At 68.1% G+C, this 19,312-nt stretch carries 17 protein-coding genes and 1 tRNA gene; 12 read left to right on the top strand and 6 right to left on the bottom strand.

The genetic code is table 11. The features are described 5' to 3' along the window. Positions 1-64: 64 nt before the first annotated feature. Positions 65-1,450 carry a class II 3-deoxy-7-phosphoheptulonate synthase gene (locus EV667_RS07895; protein WP_131834697.1) on the bottom strand — a complete coding sequence of 462 codons (1,386 nt, stop codon included), beginning with the start codon at positions 1,448-1,450 and terminating at the stop codon, positions 65-67. 138 nt (positions 1,451-1,588) lie between these two features. After that, positions 1,589-2,995 carry a glutathione-disulfide reductase gene (gene gor / locus EV667_RS07890; protein ID WP_131834696.1) on the bottom strand — a complete coding sequence of 469 codons (1,407 nt, stop codon included), beginning with the start codon at positions 2,993-2,995 and terminating at the stop codon, positions 1,589-1,591. Between the two features lie 239 nt (positions 2,996-3,234). On the opposite strand from gor, the gene EV667_RS07885 reads away from it, so the two are divergent. From EV667_RS07885 to EV667_RS07875, 3 genes are all read left to right on the top strand, one after another. Then, on the top strand, positions 3,235-4,200 hold the full coding sequence (locus EV667_RS07885; RefSeq protein ID WP_131834695.1) for a Bug family tripartite tricarboxylate transporter substrate binding protein: 966 nt from the start codon (positions 3,235-3,237) through the stop codon (positions 4,198-4,200). Between the two features lie 87 nt (positions 4,201-4,287). Beyond that, the gene (locus EV667_RS07880; protein ID WP_131834694.1) at positions 4,288-4,773 is read left to right on the top strand and encodes a tripartite tricarboxylate transporter TctB family protein; all 486 of its coding nucleotides are present in this window, start codon (positions 4,288-4,290) and stop codon (positions 4,771-4,773) included. Between the two features lie 10 nt (positions 4,774-4,783). After that, complete coding sequence (locus EV667_RS07875) at positions 4,784-6,295, top strand: tripartite tricarboxylate transporter permease (protein WP_131834693.1); 1,512 nt, start codon at positions 4,784-4,786, stop codon at positions 6,293-6,295. An 81-nt stretch (positions 6,296-6,376) separates the two neighbouring features. On the opposite strand, the gene EV667_RS07870 is transcribed toward EV667_RS07875, so the two are convergent. The 3 genes from EV667_RS07870 to EV667_RS07860 form a co-directional block, all read right to left on the bottom strand. Then, complete coding sequence (locus EV667_RS07870) at positions 6,377-6,955, bottom strand: DUF2059 domain-containing protein (protein WP_131834692.1); 579 nt, start codon at positions 6,953-6,955, stop codon at positions 6,377-6,379. Positions 6,956-6,976: 21 nt separating this feature from the next. Next, positions 6,977-7,678: a ribose-5-phosphate isomerase RpiA gene (gene rpiA, locus EV667_RS07865; RefSeq protein ID WP_131834691.1), complete on the bottom strand. Its 702-nt coding sequence runs from the start codon at positions 7,676-7,678 to the stop codon at positions 6,977-6,979. Positions 7,679-7,782: 104 nt separating this feature from the next. Continuing rightward, positions 7,783-8,259: a hypothetical protein gene (locus EV667_RS07860; RefSeq protein WP_245516024.1), complete on the bottom strand. Its 477-nt coding sequence runs from the start codon at positions 8,257-8,259 to the stop codon at positions 7,783-7,785. 300 nt (positions 8,260-8,559) lie between these two features. On the opposite strand from EV667_RS07860, the gene EV667_RS07855 reads away from it, so the two are divergent. The 6 genes from EV667_RS07855 (at position 8,560) to EV667_RS07830 (ending at position 15,142) form a co-directional block, all read left to right on the top strand. After that, positions 8,560-9,243, top strand: a complete 684-nt coding sequence (locus EV667_RS07855) for an HAD-IA family hydrolase (RefSeq protein WP_131834690.1) — start codon at positions 8,560-8,562, stop codon at positions 9,241-9,243. A gap of 88 nt (positions 9,244-9,331) precedes the next feature. Then, a tRNA-Val gene (locus EV667_RS07850) sits at positions 9,332-9,406 on the top strand. 97 nt (positions 9,407-9,503) lie between these two features. Then, positions 9,504-10,241 carry an SOS response-associated peptidase gene (locus tag EV667_RS07845; RefSeq protein ID WP_131834689.1) on the top strand — a complete coding sequence of 246 codons (738 nt, stop codon included), beginning with the start codon at positions 9,504-9,506 and terminating at the stop codon, positions 10,239-10,241. A gap of 57 nt (positions 10,242-10,298) precedes the next feature. Continuing rightward, the gene (locus EV667_RS07840) at positions 10,299-12,206 is read left to right on the top strand and encodes an acyltransferase family protein (protein ID WP_131834688.1); all 1,908 of its coding nucleotides are present in this window, start codon (positions 10,299-10,301) and stop codon (positions 12,204-12,206) included. Between the two features lie 160 nt (positions 12,207-12,366). Continuing rightward, complete coding sequence (locus tag EV667_RS07835; RefSeq protein ID WP_131834687.1) at positions 12,367-14,247, top strand: acyltransferase family protein; 1,881 nt, start codon at positions 12,367-12,369, stop codon at positions 14,245-14,247. A gap of 289 nt (positions 14,248-14,536) precedes the next feature. After that, the gene (locus EV667_RS07830) at positions 14,537-15,142 is read left to right on the top strand and encodes a L,D-transpeptidase (RefSeq protein ID WP_131834686.1); all 606 of its coding nucleotides are present in this window, start codon (positions 14,537-14,539) and stop codon (positions 15,140-15,142) included. Between the two features lie 128 nt (positions 15,143-15,270). Here EV667_RS07830 and EV667_RS07825 read toward each other — a convergent pair whose 3' ends face one another. After that, a complete protein-coding gene (locus EV667_RS07825; RefSeq protein WP_131834685.1) occupies positions 15,271-15,663 on the bottom strand; it encodes a gamma-butyrobetaine hydroxylase family protein in 393 nt (130 codons plus the stop codon). 194 nt (positions 15,664-15,857) lie between these two features. Here EV667_RS07825 and moaA point away from each other — a divergent pair, with 194 nt between their 5' ends. From moaA to EV667_RS07810, 3 genes are all read left to right on the top strand, one after another. After that, positions 15,858-16,904, top strand: coding sequence for a GTP 3',8-cyclase MoaA (gene moaA, locus EV667_RS07820; protein WP_131834684.1), 1,047 nt, complete (start codon positions 15,858-15,860; stop codon positions 16,902-16,904). A 144-nt stretch (positions 16,905-17,048) separates the two neighbouring features. Then, positions 17,049-18,248, top strand: coding sequence for an MFS transporter (locus tag EV667_RS07815; RefSeq protein ID WP_131834683.1), 1,200 nt, complete (start codon positions 17,049-17,051; stop codon positions 18,246-18,248). A gap of 106 nt (positions 18,249-18,354) precedes the next feature. After that, on the top strand, positions 18,355-19,248 hold the full coding sequence (locus EV667_RS07810; protein WP_131834682.1) for a DMT family transporter: 894 nt from the start codon (positions 18,355-18,357) through the stop codon (positions 19,246-19,248). Positions 19,249-19,312 lie beyond the last annotated feature (64 nt).

Here is a 19,312-nt window from a genome sequence, read left to right as displayed (position 1 = left end):
GCCGCGGTGTGTCCATTCCATCCGGCACTGGCCCGGCCCGTCAGGGCCGCAGCCGGTATGCGCCTCACTCGGCGGCTTCGATCACCGGGCGCACCCGGCCCGAGCGCTCCTGCTTGAGCAGTTCGGCGACGAGGAAGGCCATCTCGATGGCCTGCTCGGCGTTGAGGCGCGGGTCGCAATAGGTGTGGTAGCGGTCCTTGAGGTCGGCATCGGTGATGGCGCGGGCGCCGCCGGTGCACTCCGTGACGTTCTTGCCGGTCATCTCCAGATGCACGCCGCCGGCATAGGTGCCCTCGGCCGCATGGACGGCGAAGAAGTCCTTCACCTCCTTGAGGATCTGGTCGAACGGGCGGGTCTTGTAGCCCGACGCCGCCTTGATGGTGTTGCCGTGCATGGGGTCGCACGACCACACCACCGTGCGGCCCTCGCGCTTCACCGCCCGGACCAGCGCCGGCAGATGGTCGCCCACCTTGTCGGCGCCGAAGCGGGCGATCAGGGTGAGGCGGCCGGCCTCGTTCTGCGGGTTCAGCGTGTCGATGAGGCGCAGCAGGTCGTCCGGCTTCAGCGACGGGCCGCACTTCAGGCCAAGCGGGTTCTTCACGCCACGGCAATATTCCATATGCGCGTGGTCCGCCTGGCGGGTGCGGTCGCCGATCCAGATCATGTGGCCGGAGGTCGCGTACCAGTCGCCCGTGGTCGAATCCACCCGCGTCAGCGCCTGCTCGAAGCCGAGCAGCAGCGCCTCATGCGAGGTGAAGAACTCGGTCGAGCGCATCTCCGGGTGGTTTTCCGCATCGAGGCCGATGGCGCGCATGAAGTCGAGCGCCTCGGTGATGCGGTCCGCCAGCGCCTGGTAGCGGCCGGACTGCGGGCTGTCCTTGATGAAGCCGAGCATCCACTGATGCGCGTTGCCAAGGCTGGCATAGCCGCCATTGGCGAAGGCGCGCAGAAGGTTCAGCGTCGCCGCCGACTGGCGGTAGGCCTCGATCTGGCGGCGCGGATCGGGAATGCGCGATTCCGGCGTGAACTCGATGTCGTTGACGATGTCGCCGCGATAGGAGGGCAGTTCCACCCCGTCCACGGTCTCCATCGGCGCCGAGCGCGGCTTGGCGAACTGGCCGGCAATGCGCCCGACCTTCACCACCGGCGAGGCCCCGGCATAGGTCAGCACCACCGACATCTGCAGGAAGACGCGGAAGAAATCGCGAATGTTGTCGGCCGAATGCTCGGCGAAGCTCTCGGCGCAATCGCCGCCCTGCAGCAGGAAGGCCTCGCCATTCGCCACCTTGGCCAGCTCGCGCTTCAGACGGCGCGCCTCACCGGCGAAAACCAGCGGCGGAAACGTGGCCAGCTGACGCTCCACCGCAGCCAGAGCTGCGGCGTCCGGATATTCCGGCACCTGCTGAACGGGCAAGGCCCTCCAGCTATCCGGCGTCCAGCGTTCAGACATGACGGCCTCCAACAAGCTCAACACGTCGCCAGGGCTTCTCCCCGGCGGAAAGGCGGGCCTTATACACCCAAGCATCCCGGCAAGACCAGAGGCGCGCAGCGGTGCGTGATTGCAGCGCTGCCCTGCCCCTATTGCAGACTACAGCGCCGGCGTCGCCTCGGCAGAGGCTTCCGGCAGCGGGTCGCTGGTGGTGTGCCGGGAACGCAGCGTCACCAGCTCTTCGGCGCTGGAGGGGTGCAGCGCCATGGTGCGGTCGAAATCGGCCTTGGTGGCGCCGACATTCATCGCGATCGCCGCCATCTGCACCATCTCGCCCGAGCCCTCGCCGATGAGGTGGACGCCGAGCACCCGGTCGTCGGCCTGGTCCACCACGATCTTCATGAAGGTGCGCGAGGTGCGGCCCGAGAGCGTCGCCTTCAGCGGGCGGAAATCGGTCTGATAGATGTCGAGCCGCCAGCCCTGCGCCCGCGCCTCCTGCTCGCTCATCCCCACCGTGCCGATTTCCGGCTCGGTGAACACGGCGGTCGGGATGTTGTCATAGCTCACCTGCCAGGGATGCTTGCCGAACAGGGTGTCGGCGAAAGCATGGCCCTCGCGGATGGCGACGGGGGTCAGGTTCACCCGGTTGGTCACATCGCCCACCGCGTAGATGGAGGGGATGTTGGTGCGCGCGTGCGCGTCCACCGCGATGGCGCCGGCCTCGTCGAGATGCACTTCCACCGTATCGAGGCCGAGCCCTACCGTGTTCGGCACCCGGCCAATGGCGAGCATTACCTCGTCCGCGAACAGGTCGCGCCCGTCATTCAGGCGCACGCGCTTTTCGCTGGCTTCCTGATAGATGCCCTCGATGGTGACGTTGAAGGCGAACTCCACCCCGTTCTGCGCCATCTCGTCGACAATGCGGGCACGGATATCCTCGTCGAAGCCGCGCAGCAGCCTGTCGCCGCGGTGGATGACCGTGACCTTCGCCCCGAGCCCCGCCAGCAGGCTGGCGAATTCGAGCGCGATATAGCCGGCGCCCTGGATGAGGATGCGGGCGGGGAAGCGTTCGAGATGGAAGATCTCGTTCGAGGAGATGCCGAGCTCGCAGCCGGGGAAGTCGAGCCCGCGATTGGGCCGGCCGCCGGTGGCGATGAGGATGGTGCGCGCCGTCACCGCCGTGCCGTCGGCGAGGCGCACCGCGTGCGGCCCCTCGATCGACGCGCGCTGAGCAACGATCTCGACGCCGGCGCGCGTGAGATTGGCGCGATAGGCGCCTTCCAGCCGGGCGATTTCCTTGTCCTTGTTGGCGACCAGCGTTCCCCAGTCGAAACGCGCGCCCTCCACGCTCCAGCCGAAGCCGGCGGCGTCCTCGAACTCATGGGCAAAGCGGGCGGCGTAGACGAACAGCTTCTTGGGCACGCAGCCGCGAATGACGCAGGTGCCGCCAAGCCGGTATTCCTCGGCGAGCATCACCTTTGCCCCATGGCCCGAAGCGATGCGGGCGGCGCGTACGCCCCCCGAGCCGCCGCCGATGACGAACAGGTCGACGTCGAACTGGTCCATGTGAAACTCTCCGCGCTGCGCTTGTGCCTCGCATGTCGCCCTGCGAGACGCGCCCGTCAAGCGCCCGCATGGCTGACGTGCGAATCCCGTTTGCGAATCCGGTTTGCGAATCCCGGCAACCGCAAAGCTCATCCTTCCGGCGAACTCGACAGCGGGCCCCCTGCGGCCTTAGCTTCGCTCACCGCGTGCCAAGCGGCGGCCAGCGTCGAACGTGCCGTCGCTATCTCTTGGAGGAAACCATGAAGCATCTGTTCAGCGGGGCGCTGCTCGCCGCCGCCGTCGCCGCCGCACCTTTTGGCGCCGCCTATGCCGAAATCAACGAGCTCAAGATCGTCGCCCCGGCGGCGCCCGGCGGCGGCTGGGACCAGACCGCGCGCTCGATCCAGCATGTGCTGCAGTCCGACAAGCTGGTCGGTAATGTGCAGGTGCTGAACGTGCCGGGCGCCGGTGGCACCATCGGCCTCGCCCAGTTCGTGAACTCCAGCAAGGGCGATCCCAATGTGATGATCGTCGGCGGCTATGTCATGGTCGGCGCCATCATCACCAACAAGTCGCCGGTCGACCTTTCCATGGTCACGCCGATCGCCCGCCTCACCGGCGAGTACGAAGCCATCGCCGTGCCGGCCGCCTCGCCGCTCAAATCGCTGGCCGATCTGGTCGCCGCGCTGAAGGCGGACCCGCAGAAGGTGTCCTGGGCCGGCGGCTCGGCCGGCGGTACCGATCACATCACCGCCGGGCTGTTCACCAAGGCCATCGGCGTCGACCCGCGCAAGGTGAACTACATCGCCTTCTCGGGCGGCGGCGAATCGCTCGCCTCGCTGCTCGGCGGCAAGGTCACGGTCGGCATCTCCAGCCTTTCGGAATATGACGCGCAGGCCAAGGCCGGCAAGCTGCGCATTCTCGGCGTGTCGAGCGCCGCCCGCCTGCCGGAAGCCCCCGACGTGCCGACTTTCAAGGAAGCCGGCGTCGACGTGGAAATCCAGAACTGGCGCATGATTGCCGCCGCCCCGGGCATCACCCCGGAGCAGAAGCAGGAGCTGAGCCAGACCATCGAGAAGATGGTGAAGTCCAAGGCGTGGACCGACATGCTGGCGCAGAAGGGCTGGGCCAATACCTACCTCTCCGGCGAAGCCTTCGACGCCCAGCTGGCCAAGGATATCGCCGCCACCAAGACCATCCTGCAGGACATCGGCCTCGCGCAGTAAAGCGCCCCGATCTTCCGCTTCTTCGATGCTCCCTCGCGGTTCGCCGCGGGGGAGTCTCTCGTTCCGACACCCCCGGAGCCCCCGCCGATGAGCGATTCCCGCCCCTCCTCCACTGCCGGCCCCGACAAGGGCCGCTTCGTCATCGCCTTTGCCCTCGCCATCCTGTCCCTCGTGGTCGGCTGGGATGCGTGGCGGCTATCCGGGATCAACACCTATTCGGCCGTCGGCCCGGGCGCTTTTCCCGCCATCATCTCCGCCGGCCTCGCCTTGCTGGCGCTGGCCAATGCGGTCGAGGCGGTTCGCGAGGGAGCGCAGGAGCGCCCGCGCGACGAGATCGGGCCGATGGCCTGGGTACTGGGAGGGCTGATCGGCCAGATCGTGCTGCTGGCCTTCGGCGCCGGCTTCGCCCTCGCCACCGGCTGGCTGTTCGCCGCCACGGCCAAGGGCTTCGGGCGCGGGCCGGTGTGGAAGCACTTCCTCGCCGGCGCGGTGCTGTGCTTCGTCATCTATGCGGTGTTCGCCAAGGGGCTGCAGCTGGCGCTTCCGGCCGGCCCGCTCGAACGGCTGATCTGAGGACGCACCCATGGATACGTTTGCCGCCCTCGGCCAGGGCATCATGGTCGCCCTCCAGCCGATGAACCTGCTCTTCGCCTTTGTCGGCGTCATGCTCGGCACGGCGGTGGGAGTGCTTCCGGGCATCGGCCCGGCGCTGACCGTCGCGCTGCTGCTGCCGATCACCTTCCAGCTCGACCCGGCCGGCTCGCTCATCATGTTCGCCGGCATCTATTATGGCGGCATGTATGGCGGCTCTACCGCCTCCATCCTGCTGAACACACCGGGGGAAAGCGCCTCCATCGTTACCGCGCTGGAGGGCAACAAGATGGCCCGTGCCGGGCGCGGCGGGCCGGCGCTTGCCACCGCCGCCATCGGCTCCTTTGTCGCCGGCACCATCGCCACCATCGGGCTGGCGCTCATCGCCCCGACCGTGGTCGACATCGCCATCTCCTTCGGCCCGGAGGATTATTTCGCGCTGATGGTGCTGGCCTTCACCACCGTCTCGGCGGCGTTCGGCTCCTCGGTCACGCGCGGGCTTACCAGCCTGTTCATCGGCCTGTCGCTCGGACTGATCGGCATCGACCTGCAGAGCGGGCAGGCGCGGCTCTCCTTCGGCGTGCCGGACCTGCTGGACGGCGTCGAAGTGACGACGCTCGCCGTCGCCCTGTTCGCCATCGGCGAGACGCTCTCGGTGGTGGCGGCCGGCGCGCGGGCCGACGAGATCATCGAGCCGGTCAAGGGCTCGGTGTTCATGAACCGGGAGGACTGGAAGCGCTCGTGGAAGCCGTGGCTGCGCGGCACGTTTCTGGGCTTCCCCATCGGCGCCATGCCGGCGGGCGGCGCGGAAATCCCCACCTTCCTGTCCTATGCGCTGGAAAAGCGCCTGTGCAAGAAGCCGGGCGAGTTCGGCAACGGCGCCATCGAGGGCGTCGCCGGCCCGGAGGCAGCCAACAACGCGGCGGCGGCCGGCGTGCTGGTGCCGCTGCTCACCCTGGGCCTGCCGACCTCGGCGACGGCCGCCATCATGCTCGCCGGCTTCCAGCAATACGGCATGAATCCCGGCCCGCTGCTGTTCGCCACCAATCCAGACCTGGTCTGGGGCCTGATCGCCAGCCTGTTCATCGCCAATGGCATGCTGCTGGTGCTGAACCTGCCCCTCGTCGGGCTGTGGGTGCGGCTGCTGGCGATTCCGCGCCCCTGGCTCTATGGCGGCATCCTGGTCTTCGCCACGCTCGGCACGCTGGGGGCGAACCCCTCGCTGGTGGAGCTTGGCATGCTGCTGCTGTTCGGCCTGCTGGGCTATGTGCTGCGGCGCTACGACTACCCGATCGCGCCCGTCGTGGTGGGGCTGATCCTCGGCCCGCTGGCGGAACAGCAATTGCGCCGGGCGCTGGCGATCAGCGTCGGCGATCCGGTGGTGCTGTTCCAGAGCCCGGTGGCGCTGACGCTTTACGCGCTCTCGGCGCTGGCTCTGTTCGGGCCGCTGCTGTTCTACGTCTTTACCGGCCGCAAGGCCCCGGTTGGTTCGGACGAGGACTGAACTGGGCCGCGTCCGCCCCGCCTCCATATGAAAATGCCCGGCGCGAGCCGGGCATTTTTCTTTCAGGCGACGGCGCCGCGATCAGATGGTGAAGCCGCGCTTCTTCATTTCCTCGCGCACCCGGGCGTCCATCTCGCGGGCGAAGGCCGCGCTCCAGGCCTGAATGCTGCTGAAGCCGGCCTTGAGCAAATCCTCGCGCTTGGCCACCAGCTTCGTGCCGGCCTCCGAGCGGTAAAACGCCAGAAGGTCGCCCAATTCCTGGGTGGTGAACTCGGTGGCGTAGATCTTGGCGAGGATCTGCACGATCTCGGAGCGGCGGCTCTCATATTGGGTGGAGAGTTGCTTGGCGACCTCGCGCAGGTCGCGAATCAGGTCCGGATTGGACTGCACGAAGCTGGCCGCCGTCTGGTCCACGACATTGGGGATCACCGCGTCGAAGCTGCTGGCCTCGCCATTGGCGACGAGCAGTTCGTTCGCGAGTTTCATCTGCTCGGCGCTGGGCTCGGGCGCCTTGGGGGCGGCGGCCTGGGCAAGCTGGAACGGCGCGGTGTCCTGCGCCAGCGCCGGGGCACCGCCGGCGAGAAGGACAAGCCCCATCGCTGCGGCGGCAAACGGCGCGGTCAGCCGGGCTGCGCGCGCTGCTGCAATATCAAGCTGCATGAAAGTCTCCTGACGAACTGCTCACGCGCGGTCGATGACCGTCACGCCGCCGGCGCCCGCGAGAATGACGCGGCTCGCCAGATTGATGAAGAGGCCGTGCTCGACCACGCCCGGCACATTGGAGAGCTCGGCGGCGAGCGCCTGCGGGTTGGTGATGCTGTGATAGGCCGCATCGAGGATCAGGTGTCCCTGATCGGTGACGAAAACATGACCGTCCGGCCGGCGCCGCAGCGTCAGCAGGCCGTGGCAGCCCGCATTGCGGGCCGCGCGGTCGATACCGCGACGGATGGCGGCGACGCCGAAATCCACCACCTCGATCGGCAGCGGGAAGGTGCCGAGCACCTCCACCTTCTTCGAGGCGTCGGCGATGACGATCATCTGCTTGGCGGCCGAGGCGACGATCTTCTCGCGCAGCAGCGCGCCGCCGCCGCCCTTGATCAAGGTGAGGTCCGGGCCGACCTCGTCGGCGCCGTCGATGCACAGGTCGAGCACCGGATGCTCGTCCAGCGTGCCGAGCGGAACGCCGAGGCTCTCGGCCTGGGCGCGGGTGGCCTCGGAGGTCGGCACGCCGACCACCTCCAGCCCCTCATTCACCCGCAGCGCCAGCAGGTCGACCAGATGCTTCGCGGTCGAGCCGGTGCCGAGGCCGAGCTTCATGCCCGAGCGGACATATTCGAGGGCCTGCGCGGCGGCCTGTCTCTTGAGATTGTCGGCATCGGTCATGATTGTCGCCGGGCCCTCGTTTTTAGGACTTCTTAATCTTCACCTCGTGCGTAGCGCCGTTGGCGCGCGCCGACAAGCCCGCCGGCCGCCGCCTCCCCCGCCGATCATTGGCTGGAAGGCGGGGTGCAGACCACCGCCGGCTCGACGCCGCCGCCGTCCTTGGGCATGTCCCGGACATAACAGACGCTCATCTGGCCGGTGCCGGCATCGACGCGGAAAACGCCGGTCTCGCCGGAGTAGCGGGTCGACATGATGTCGTAGCGGCCCGGCGCGGCGGCCTGTGCGCTCGCATCGCGGCGGAAGCAGCGGGTGACGCCGACAAGGCTGCCCTCCGGGCGCTCGAACTGGCAGGCATTCACCTCGCCGGTCCGCACATTCACCGAATAGAGCCGGTTGGCCTGCGCCGCCGGGGGCGAGGCGAACACATAGGGGCCATCGCCGGCGGGCGCCTCGGCAGGCGCCGCCGATGCCGGGCCCGGGGGCGTGTCGCCCGGCTTGTCTTCCTGCGCCATGGCGCCGCCGCCCGCCAGCACGCCAAGCCCGAGAGCGGCCGCCACCACCGCCACATGCCAGTTCTGCATCGTCATCCTCATTGCCGGGATACCCTGTGCCTCGCCCATCTTCCGCGCATCGCCGGCACGCCCGCGTGCGCCCGATGGACGCGGCAGGCTGGACAGCAAAAGCGGCAGGATTGTAGGCCTAGAAGACGCGCCAATCAGCGTGCACAGCAAGATGTTCGGATATCGCGCTCTCGATCTTTGAGTTTGAGGGCGATTTACCGACCGGATTGCGCCAATCTGATCGGATCGCGTCCCAGAGTGGGAAGCCCGTCTCGCGGCACCGGGCCCTCGCTTTTCCCGTCACCTTCCACGGAAATCGTCATGCCCACTTCGCCTCCTGCCGTGATCGCCTTCGACCTCGACGGCACGCTCGTCGACACCGCCCCCGACCTGCTCGACACGCTCGACATCGTGCTCGACGAGGTCGGCGCCGCTCGCCTGCCGCGCGACGAGACGCGCAAGATGATCGGCGCTGGCGCCAAAGCGCTGGTCAATCGCGGGCTCACCGCCGCCGGAATCACCGTCGAGCCGCCCGAGTTCGAGACGCTCTATGCGCGCTTTCTCGACCATTACGCCGCCCATATCGCCGATCTTTCGCGCCCCTATCCCGGCCTGCTCGACGCGCTGGACGAGCTCTCCGCCCGGGGCCATGTGCTGGCCGTGTGCACCAACAAGCTGGAATATCTCTCCCGCCTGCTGCTCGACCGGCTCGACCTGACCGACCGTTTCGCCGTCATCGCCGGCTCCGACACGTTTCCGGTCTACAAGCCCGATGCCGGCCATCTCCTCGGCACCGTCGAGCGTGCCGGCGGCCTGCCGACCCGCGCCATCATGGTCGGCGACAGCATGACCGACGTTCTCACCGCGAAGAATGCCCGCATTCCCTGCATCGTCGTGCCGTTCGGCTACACCGAAATCCCGGCCGAGGAACTGGGCGGCGATGCCTTCATCGGCCATTACGACCTGCTGGTGGAAACGGTGGAGCGCCTTCTCTCCCGTGGGTGACGGCGCAACCCCGCTTGACACCCGGGCTGCGGACACACTACATCCCGCCGCGATGGCGCTGGCCCCGGACACATCCGACGGGGCCGACGGGCGATTAGCTCAGCGGGAGAGCACTCCCTTCACACGGGAGGGGTCGCAGGTTCAATCCCTGCATCGCCCACCATCCGCCTTCCCCGGCCGAAAGCGCTCAGGGCCGAAAGCGCTTAAGGTCTGGAGCGCGACGGGCACGGCTTCGGCATCCGGGCCGGCAGGGGCGCCCCATGTGCAACCTCTACAGCCATCACTCCAATCTCCACGCCATCAGCGATCTGGTCGGCACGCTGCGCAATCTCGCCGGCAACCTGCCGCCGCAGACCGGCATCTTCCCGGATTTTCCCGCACCGATCGTCCGCACCGGCGCAGATGGCACGCGCGAACTGGCGCTCGCCCGCTGGGGCATGCCCTCGCCGCCCACGGTCGCCGGCCCGCCGGTGACGAATATCCGCAACCTCGCCTCGCCGCACTGGCGTGGCTGGAGCGGGCCGGCGCATCGCTGCCTGGTGCCGTTCACCAGCTTTTCCGAATATGCGCCGCTGCCCAACCCCGCCACCGGCCGCAAGGACGTGGTGTGGTTTGCCGTGAGCGACGAGCGCCCCCTCGCCTTCTTCGCCGGGCTGTGGACGCGCTGGAACGGCACGCGCGGCACCAAAGCGGCGCCGGTGGAAGGCCAGCACGACCTGTTCGGTTTTCTCACCTGCGCGCCCAACGGCGTCGTCGAGCCCATCCACCCCAAGGCGATGCCGGTGATTCTCACCACCGCCGAGGAACGCGAGACGTGGCTGCGCGCACCGTGGAGCGAGGCGCGCGCCCTGCAGCGGCCGTTGCCGGACGATCGCCTCGTGATCGTCGCGCGCGGGCCGGCGAAGGAGGACCCGCCGCCCGCCGCCGCGCCCGAATCGCCACCCGGCCTTTCCGACGCTTCCCCCGAAGCCTCGCCGCGCCAGGGCAGCCTGTTCTGATGCCCAGACCGAGACCCGCGCCCCTCATCTCCCCCTGCCTGAAAGAGCCTGCGGTCCGTGCATAATCCCCTGCGCTATCGCGCCCATATTGACGGCCTGCGCGCCATCGCCGTGCTCGGCGTGGTGCTGTTCCATTTCGGCGCGGACTGGCTGCCGGGCGGCTTCATCGGCGTCGACGTGTTCTTCGTCATTTCCGGCTTCCTCATCGCCAAGTCGCTCTACGCCGATGTGGACGCGGGCAGCTTTTCGATCCTGGGCTTCTATGAGCGGCGGATGCGGCGCATCGCGCCGGCTTTCTTCGTGGTCACGGCGGCCACCAGCCTTGCCGCCTTCCTGATCTTTTTCCCCAACCAGCTGATGACCTATGGGCGCTCGCTCATCTGGGTGGTGCTGGCCTTCGGCAACGTCTATTTCTACCTGCGCACCGACTATTTCGGCCCCTCGGCGGAAGAGACGCCGCTGCTGCACTATTGGTCGCTGGGGGTGGAAGAGCAGTTCTATTTCCTCTTTCCGGCGCTGGTGCTGCTGTGCGCGCGGTTCGCCGCGAAAGCGCGGGGGAAGCTGGTGCTCGGCCTCCTGGTGGTCTCGCTCCTCGCCTGCGAGATCATCCGCCCCTTCAACCCGCCAGCGGCGTTCTACCTTCTGCCCTTCCGCGCCTTCGAGCTACTGATCGGCGCCGGCCTCGCCTTGCCCGGCGTTCGTTTTCCCGAAGGGCGCAAGACCGGCACGGCGGCGATGCTGGCGGGGCTCGCCCTCATCCTCGCCGGCATGCTCCTCATCACCGAGCGCTCGCCCTTTCCGGGCGTGCTCGCGCTGGTGCCGTGCATTGGTACGGCGCTGGCGATCTGGGGCGGAGAGCGCACGCAAACCCTGCCGGCGCGGCTGCTCGGGCTGCGACCGCTCGTCTTCTTCGGCGCCATCTCCTATTCGCTCTACCTCGTCCACTGGCCGATCGTGGTGTTTGCCCGCCATCTGCTGCCGGACCTGCCGGCGCCGGCCTTCCTTGTCGGCGGGGTCGCGCTCTCGACCCTGCTCGGCTGGCTGTCCTGGCGCTTCGTGGAACAGCCGGTGCGGCAGAACCGCCGTCTGTTCTCGCGCGGGCTGGTCTATGGCGGGACAGCGGCGGGCGGGGCGCTGCTCATCGCCTTCGGCACGCTGGCCTCGGACACGCGCGGCTTTCCCGGGCGGCTGGACCCGGAAATCCAGCGCGTGCTCGCCTTCACCCGCTACCCCTTCCGCGAGGTGGTGCGCGACGGCACCTGCTTCATCAACGGCAATCGCCCCCGGCCCCGGCCCGCGCCGGAATGCCTGCCCGACACGCATCCGAGCCTCGTGCTGTGGGGCAGCAGCCATGTGGCGCAGTTCATCGGCGCGCTGGAGCCGATCGCCAAGGCGCAGGGCTATGCGGTCGGCCAGATCACCGCCGCCGCCTGCCCGCCGCTGGTGCAGTCGTCCATCACCCCCATGTGCGACACGCTGAACCGCTTCGCCTTCGACTGGCTGCTGGAACACCGGCCGTCCATCGTGGTCATTGGCGGCGACACGCTGGTCTCGGCCGAGCAATTCCGACAGCTCGATGCCGATTTCGCCCGCCTGCACGGGGCCGGCATCCGCGTGGTGCTGCTGGGGCCGGTGCCGCACTACAGGCGCCCGGTGCCGGAAATCCTGGCCGAGCGCCTGTACCGCAACGCGCCGAGCCGCCTCGCCGATGACGACCTCACCGAGGCGACAGGCCGCTCCGACCGGCTGATGGCGGCGCATTTCGCCGGCAATCCGAATGTGGAGTTCGTCTCCCTCCTCGGCCTGTGCCCGGACGGCAACTGCCCGATGATGATCGACGGCGCGCCGTTGCAGTTCGACCCCACGCATTTCACCCGCGAGGGCGTCGCCTATTTCGGCGGGAGGCTCGGCACGGCGATCTTCGGCGCCGCGCCATCTCCTGCCCCTGCCCCGCAGGCGCCCTGAGGCGGGCGGGCGCCGCTATGGCCGCACAGCCACACTCCCGGCCTAACTGGGGGCGCGGCAGGTGACGGCGCAAGCGGGGCATGCCACTGCGGCGGCGCAGCGTCCATAATGGCGCCACCTTTTGCGCCCTTTGCCCGCCTCCATCAGCCTCCGGTTTTCCGTGCATCATTCCCTGCGCTATCGCGCCCATATTGACGGCCTGCGCGCCGTCGCCGTTCTCGGTGTCGTCCTCTACCATTTCGGCGCGACCTGGCTGCCGGGCGGCTTTGTCGGCGTCGACGTGTTCTTCGTCATTTCCGGCTTCCTGATTTCCAAGTCGATCTATGGCGATGTCGAGGCGGGCCGCTTTTCGCTGCTCGGCTTCTATGAGCGCCGCATCCGCCGCATCGCGCCGGCGTTCCTGGTCGTCACCGCCGTCACCGCCGCCTTCGCCACGCTCATCCTGCTGCCGTACGAGATGATGATCTTCGGCCGCTCGGTGCTGTGGTCGGTGTTCGCCGCCGGCAATATCTTCTTCTTCCAGCGCACCGACTATTTCGGCCCGGCCGCGCAGGAAATGCCGCTGCTGCACTATTGGTCGCTGGGGGTGGAGGAGCAGTTCTATTTCCTCTTCCCCGCGCTCGTCCTGATCGCCGCCCGCTTCGGCCGGCGGGCGATCGTCTGGAGCGTGCCCGCCCTGCTTCTCGCCTCGCTGGCCGCCAGCCAGTTCATGGTGACGCGCGACCCCGCGGCGGCCTATTTCCTGCTGCCCTTCCGTGCCTTCGAGATGCTGATCGGCTCGGCGCTGGCGCTGCCCGGCATGCGCTTTGCCGAGCGGCGGGCGGTGCGCGTGGCGGCGGTGGCCGGCGGCTGCGCCCTGATCCTTGGCGGCATGGTCGGCCTCAGCTCCGCCTCGCCCTTTCCGGGGCTGCTGGCGCTCATTCCCTGTCTTGGCACCGCGCTGGTGATCTGGGGCGGCGAGGGCGAGACGACGCTGCCGACCCGGCTGCTGGGCAGCCGACCCATGGTGTTCTTCGGCGCCATTTCCTATTCGCTCTATCTCGTCCACTGGCCGCTCGCCGCGCTCGGCCGGGAATGGCTGGGCCCGGTGGCGCCCCTGCCCTTTCTCGTCGGCGGGGTGGTGCTCTCGACCCTGCTCGGCTTTCTCTCGTGGCGCTTCGTCGAGCAGCCGGTGCGCGTCAACCGCCGCGCCTTCACCCCGAAAGTGCTCCTCGGGACGACAATGGCGGGCACGCTAGCGCTCGCGGCCTTCGCGCAGACCGCCATCTCCACGCGCGGCCTGCCGACGCGCCTCGACCCGGAGGTCCAGCGCCTGGCCGCCTATTCCTTCTACAATGGCGACCCGGTGTTCCGTCAGGGCTTCTGCTTCACCCCCTTCTTCCAGGCCGCGTTCGTCATCAAGCCGGAATGCCTGCCCACCCGCCACCCTTCCATGCTGGTGTGGGGCAGCAGCCATATCGCCCATTTCATCACTGCGTTCATCGAGGCCGGCGAGGCGCGCGGCTATGCCGTCGGCCAGATTACCGGCGCCGCCTGCCCGCCGGTGCTGGAACCCGCAAATTCCCGCCTGCCCTACTGCACGGCGATGAATGCCTTCGCGCGGGACTGGGTGCAGGCCAACAAGCCGGACATACTGGTGCTTGGCGGGCTGGGCGCACCGACGCCGGCGCTGGATGAGGCGCTTGAGGGCTTTGCCCGCCAGGGCATCCGCGTCGTGGTGGTCGGCCCGGTGCCGCATTATCGCGATTCGGTGCCCAAGCTTCTCGCCCGCCGCCTGATGGCCGGCGACAGCGATACGGGAGCGGGAGCCGACCTTCTCCCCAGTGCCCGCCGGCAGGATGAAAGGCTGCGCGCGCATTTCGCCGGCAACCCGCATGTCACCTACATTTCCGTGTTCGACGCCGCCTGCGGCGGTACCGACTGTCCGCTGATAGCCAAAGGAGTGCCGCTGCAGCATGACAGCTCGCACTTCACCCAGGCCGGGGCTCATTTCTTCGGCCGGCCGGTGAGCGCGTTGATCTTTGGCGACCCGGCGAAGTGACAGGCGCGACCTGTGGCTTTCATGCCATAGCGCCGGGCAAATCTTCCCGTATCCCGCCGGCGCCAGCAGATCGACCGAAACGGCGGGTACCCGTCCGTTCCGAAAAGTTGCTCCATAAGCCCAATGCTTTGTGGGCCGACGGTGTCGTGACATCCGGAATCCAAATGTCGCGGTCGGGCCACTGGCAGCGCCCGTATTTTCGCCGCATACTCCGGCGGGGCTGTTCGCGCTTCGGTGTCGGTCGGCCGCCGCCTTCCTCAGCGGCGGACAGACGGAACGGGGCAATTCTATGGGGCTTACAATGCGACTGAAGACAATGGCTGCCCTGGCGCTGGGTGCCGTGATACTCGCCGGCAGCGTGCCCGCCATGGCGCAGAGCGCAAGCACGCCGTCCTTTTTCAGCTTCTTTCCGCGTCCGTCGAATTTCGGCAACGGGCCGGCGAAGGGCTATTCATCCATCCGCCGGCAGGTCGTGCCCTATGTTGGCAAATACCGGCCGGGCACCATCGTGGTGAACACCGCCGAGCGCCGGCTCTATCTGGTGCAGGACAACGGCACCGCGCTGAAATACGGCATCGGCGTGGGCCGCGACGGCTTCCGCTGGGGCGGGATGAAGACGATTACCCGCAAGGCCGAGTGGCCGGGCTGGACCCCGCCGGCGCAGATGCTCAAGCGCCGCCCCGACCTGCCGCGCTACATGCCCGGCGGCGTCGACAATCCGCTCGGCGCACGCGCCCTCTATCTCGGCTCGACGCTTTACCGCATCCACGGCTCCAACGAGCCGGATACGATCGGCCAGGCGGTATCCTCGGGCTGTTTCCGCATGACCAATGACGACGTGACCGACCTTTATGATCGCGTCCGCGTCGGCACCCAGGTGGTGGTGCTGAACTGAGGCCACAGCCTCTTCCCGGGCGACCGCAAGGCCGCTCGGGGATCGCCAACGGCCAGTGACGGCGCACCGCGCAAATTCTCGGTGACGGCGCCCGGCGGATTCTTCAGTGCCGACGCACCGCGGATTCTTCAGTGCCGGCGCACCGCGCCGGGGGCGTCGCGCGAGAGGTTCTTGGCCGCCAGCTCCTGCAGATAGCGCTTGAAGCGCGTGTCCTGCTCCTGGCCCAGCGTGTGAAGCAGGTCCCAGGTGAAGATGCCGGTGGAATGGCCGTCGTCGAAGATCAGCCGCACGGCGTAATTGCCGATCGGAATCACCTCTTCGATCCGCACTTCACGCTTGCCCGCCACCAGCTGGCGATCCGCCGGCGAATGACCCTGCACTTCGGCGGAGGGGCTTTCCACCCGCAGCAATTCCGCCGGCAGGTTGAAACTCGCCCCACCCTCGAAGGCGATGGTCAGCGCGCGGCGGTCCTTGTGCACCTTGATTTCGGTCGGCCAGAATGTGCCGGCAGCATCGGTCACGGGCGTCTTCCTCTTTTCTCGTTCATCCCCACATAGACAGGCATGGCGCTTTCGCCAAGCGCCGGCCTTTCGGCAAACGCACTGTCACGAATGGGTTAGGCTATCGCCTGATAGGCCCTCGCGCCTTGGCAGAAGCGGCGCCGGCCCTTAGAAATGGAAGAAGAACAGCGCCATTTGCGCGTGGGAGCGACTGCGTGAGCACCAGCGAAGCCGTCATCGACCGTATCCAGCTCGGGGCTCCGCGCGCGCCGCTGGTCGACACGTTCGGCCGCGCCGTCACCTATCTGCGCGTCTCCGTCACCGACCGTTGCGATTTCCGCTGCGTGTACTGCATGGCGGAACACATGACGTTCCTGCCCAAGCCCGAATTGCTGACGCTGGAGGAACTGGACCGCCTGTGCTCGGCCTTCGTGGCGCGCGGCGTCCGGAAGCTCCGCCTCACCGGCGGCGAGCCGCTGGTGCGCCGCGACGTGATGACCCTGTTCCGCTCGCTCGGCCGGCACCTCGATTCCGGCGCGCTGGAAGAGCTGACGCTGACCACCAACGGCTCGCAGCTCGCCCGCTTCGCCAAGGAGCTGGCGGCGTGCGGCGTCAAGCGCATCAATGTTTCGCTCGATACACTGGACCCCGACCGCTTCCGCGCGCTCACCCGCTGGGGCGACCTCAACAAGGTGCTTGCCGGCATCGATGCGGCGCAGGCGGCGGGCATCCATGTGAAGCTGAACGCCGTCGCGCTCGCCGGCGAGAACGAGCATGAGATCCCCGGCCTGATCGAATGGGCGCATGGCCGCAACATGGACGTCTCGCTCATCGAGGTCATGCCGCTGGGCGAGACCGGCGCGGAGCGCGCCGACCAGTATCTGCCGCTGTCGACCGTGCGCGAGCGCCTCGCCCGCCAGTGGACGCTGGAGGACATTCCGTTCCGCACCGGCGGCCCGGCGCGCTATGTCTCGATCAAGGAAACCGGCGGCCGGCTCGGCTTCATCACCCCGCTGACGCATAATTTCTGCGAGGGCTGCAACCGGGTGCGCGTCACCTGCACCGGCACGCTCTATATGTGCCTCGGCCAGGAAGACGCGGCGGACCTGCGCAGCCCGCTGCGCGCCTCCGAGAGCGACGACAAGCTGCACGCGGTGCTCGACGACGCCATCTTCCGCAAGCCGAAGGGGCATGACTTCGTCATCGACCGCCCCGGCCGCGCGCCCTCCGTGCGCCGCCACATGAGCGTCACCGGCGGCTGAGCCGGGCGCTTCCCGCGCCCCTGCCGCATGGCTGCCGCGCGCTCCATCATATTGCTGCGCTGCAATACAACGTGCATATGATCCGTTGAGTAACGCTGCCAATTAGCAGCGGACACACCCTTTTTCGATGTAGAGCGTTGCGCGATGCAGCTTCCGCTGTTGGCCCTTGCCATGGCCTCCTTCGGCATTGGCACGACCGAATTCGTGATCATGGGCCTGCTGCCGGAGGTCGCCGCCGACCTCTCGGTGACGATCCCCGCCGCCGGGCTGCTCGTCACCGGCTACGCGCTGGGCGTGGTGGTCGGCGCGCCGATCGTTGCCATCATCACCAATTCGCTGCCGCGCAAGGGCACGCTGATCGGCCTCGCCAGCATGTTCGTGGTGGGCAATTTCCTGTGCGCCATCGCGCCGGACTACTGGTTCCTGATGGGCGCGCGCGTCGTCACCGCCTTTTGCCACGGCGCCTTTTTCGGCATCGGCGCGGTGGTGGCGGCCAATCTTGTGCCGCCGAAACAGCGCGCCAGCGCCATCGCGCTGATGTTCGCCGGGCTGACGCTGGCCAATGTGCTGGGCGTGCCGCTGGGCACCGCGCTGGGCCAGGCGCTGGGCTGGCGCTCCACCTTCTGGGCGGTGGTGCTGATCGGCATTCTGGCGGTCACCGCCATCGCGCTGTGGGTGCCGCGCGCCATTCCCCATTCGTCGGGCAACATCATCCGCGAATTCGCGGTGCTGAAGCGTCCGCAGGTGATCCTCACCATGCTGATGAGCGTGATGGCCTCGGCCAGCCTGTTCTCGGTGTTCACCTATATCGCGCCGCTGCTGCGCGACGTGACCGGCTTCACGCCGCACGCCGTGACCTATGTGCTGCTGCTGTTCGGGGTGGGCATCACCATCGGCAACCTGCTCGGCGGAAAGCTGGCCGACTGGCGGCTGATGCCCTCGCTGATGGGCACCTTCATCGGCCTCGCGGCCGTGCTGGTGGTCTTCGTCTTCCTCAGCCCGTTCGCGACCGCGACGGTGGCCACCATCTTCGTCTGGGGCATCCTGGTCTTCGCCGTCGTGGCGCCGATTCAGATGCGCGTAGTGGACGCGGCGGTGGGCGCGCCGAACCTCGCCTCGACGCTCAACCAGGGCGCGTTCAATCTCGGCAATGCCGCCGGCGCCTGGATCGGCGGGGCGGCGATCACCTTCGGCATCGGCTATGCCGACCTGCCCTGGGTCGGGGCGGCGCTGGCCATCGGCGCTCTTGGCCTGTGCGTCGCCTCGCAGGCACTGGAGCGCCGCACGGGCGGGCTGGTCGAGGCCGACGAGCTGGATGCCCGCATCGCCTGCGAGGAAGGCTGAACCCTTTTCTCGTTTGACGACAAACATTTTTCCCGGCACCCGCCGCCGGTCGCGATTTCGTCGCGATTGGATGGCTTAAGGGCGCCACCTCTTTCGGACCTCCCCCATGCACGCCCCCAGCGCCAAGCGCGGCATCCTCCTGATGATCGCCGGCTCGTCGATCTTCTCGACCAATGACGCCTTCTCCAAGCTCGCCCTCGAACATATCCCGCCCTCGCAGATCCTCGCGGTGCGCGGGATCATGGCGGCGCTGTTCCTGATCGCGGTTCTGGGCTGGAAGGGCCAGTTGCCCGCGCTGCGCTTCGTCGCGGACTGGAGGGTGATGGCGCGCGCGGTGGCCGAGGCCTGCGTGGCGATGCTGTTCATCACCGCCATCACCGAGATGTCGATCGCCGACGCCACCGCCATCCTCCAGATCACCCCGCTCGCCACCATGGCGGTGGCGGTGCTGTTCTTCGGCGCGCGCATCAGCTGGCGCCAATGGCTGGCGGTCGGCGTCGGCTTCGCCGGGGTGACGCTGATCGTGAAGCCGGGCAGCTCCGCCTTCGACGCCATGGCGCTGCTGCCGCTCGGCGCCGCGCTGCTCATGGCGTTCCGGGACTTCATCACCGGCCGCATCGGCGCACACGTGCCGACTCTGGTCGTCACCTTCGCGACCACGGTGGTCGGCATGAGCTTCGGCTTTGCCGGAAGCTCGGTCGAGCAGTGGCACATGATCGACACCACGACCCTCGCCTATCTGGTCGCGGGAAGCGTGTCGCTGGTGGTCGGCCACATGCTGACCATCTCCGCCTTCCGGGCGGCGGACACGGCGCTGGTCTCACCCTTCCGCTATGCGGCGGTGGTGTGCGCGGTCGGCCTTTCCGCGCTGTTGTTCCACGACATGCCCGATCTCATCTCGATCGGCGGCATGGCCCTCATCATGGCGGCGGGGCTGTACACCATGCACCATCATCTGACGGCGCGCCCGGTGATGGTGGCGCCGCGCAAGGTCGCGTGAGCCACCACAGGCCACCCTGCCAGCGCTCCCGACATCCGTCATCGCGGAGACGGCTGGAGCCGCC

The organism is Ancylobacter aquaticus (genome assembly GCF_004339465.1).
Classification (GTDB): domain Bacteria; phylum Pseudomonadota; class Alphaproteobacteria; order Rhizobiales; family Xanthobacteraceae; genus Ancylobacter; species Ancylobacter aquaticus.
The sequence above is the reverse complement of the archived record's forward strand: the minus strand, read 5'-3'. Positions and strand labels throughout refer to the sequence as shown.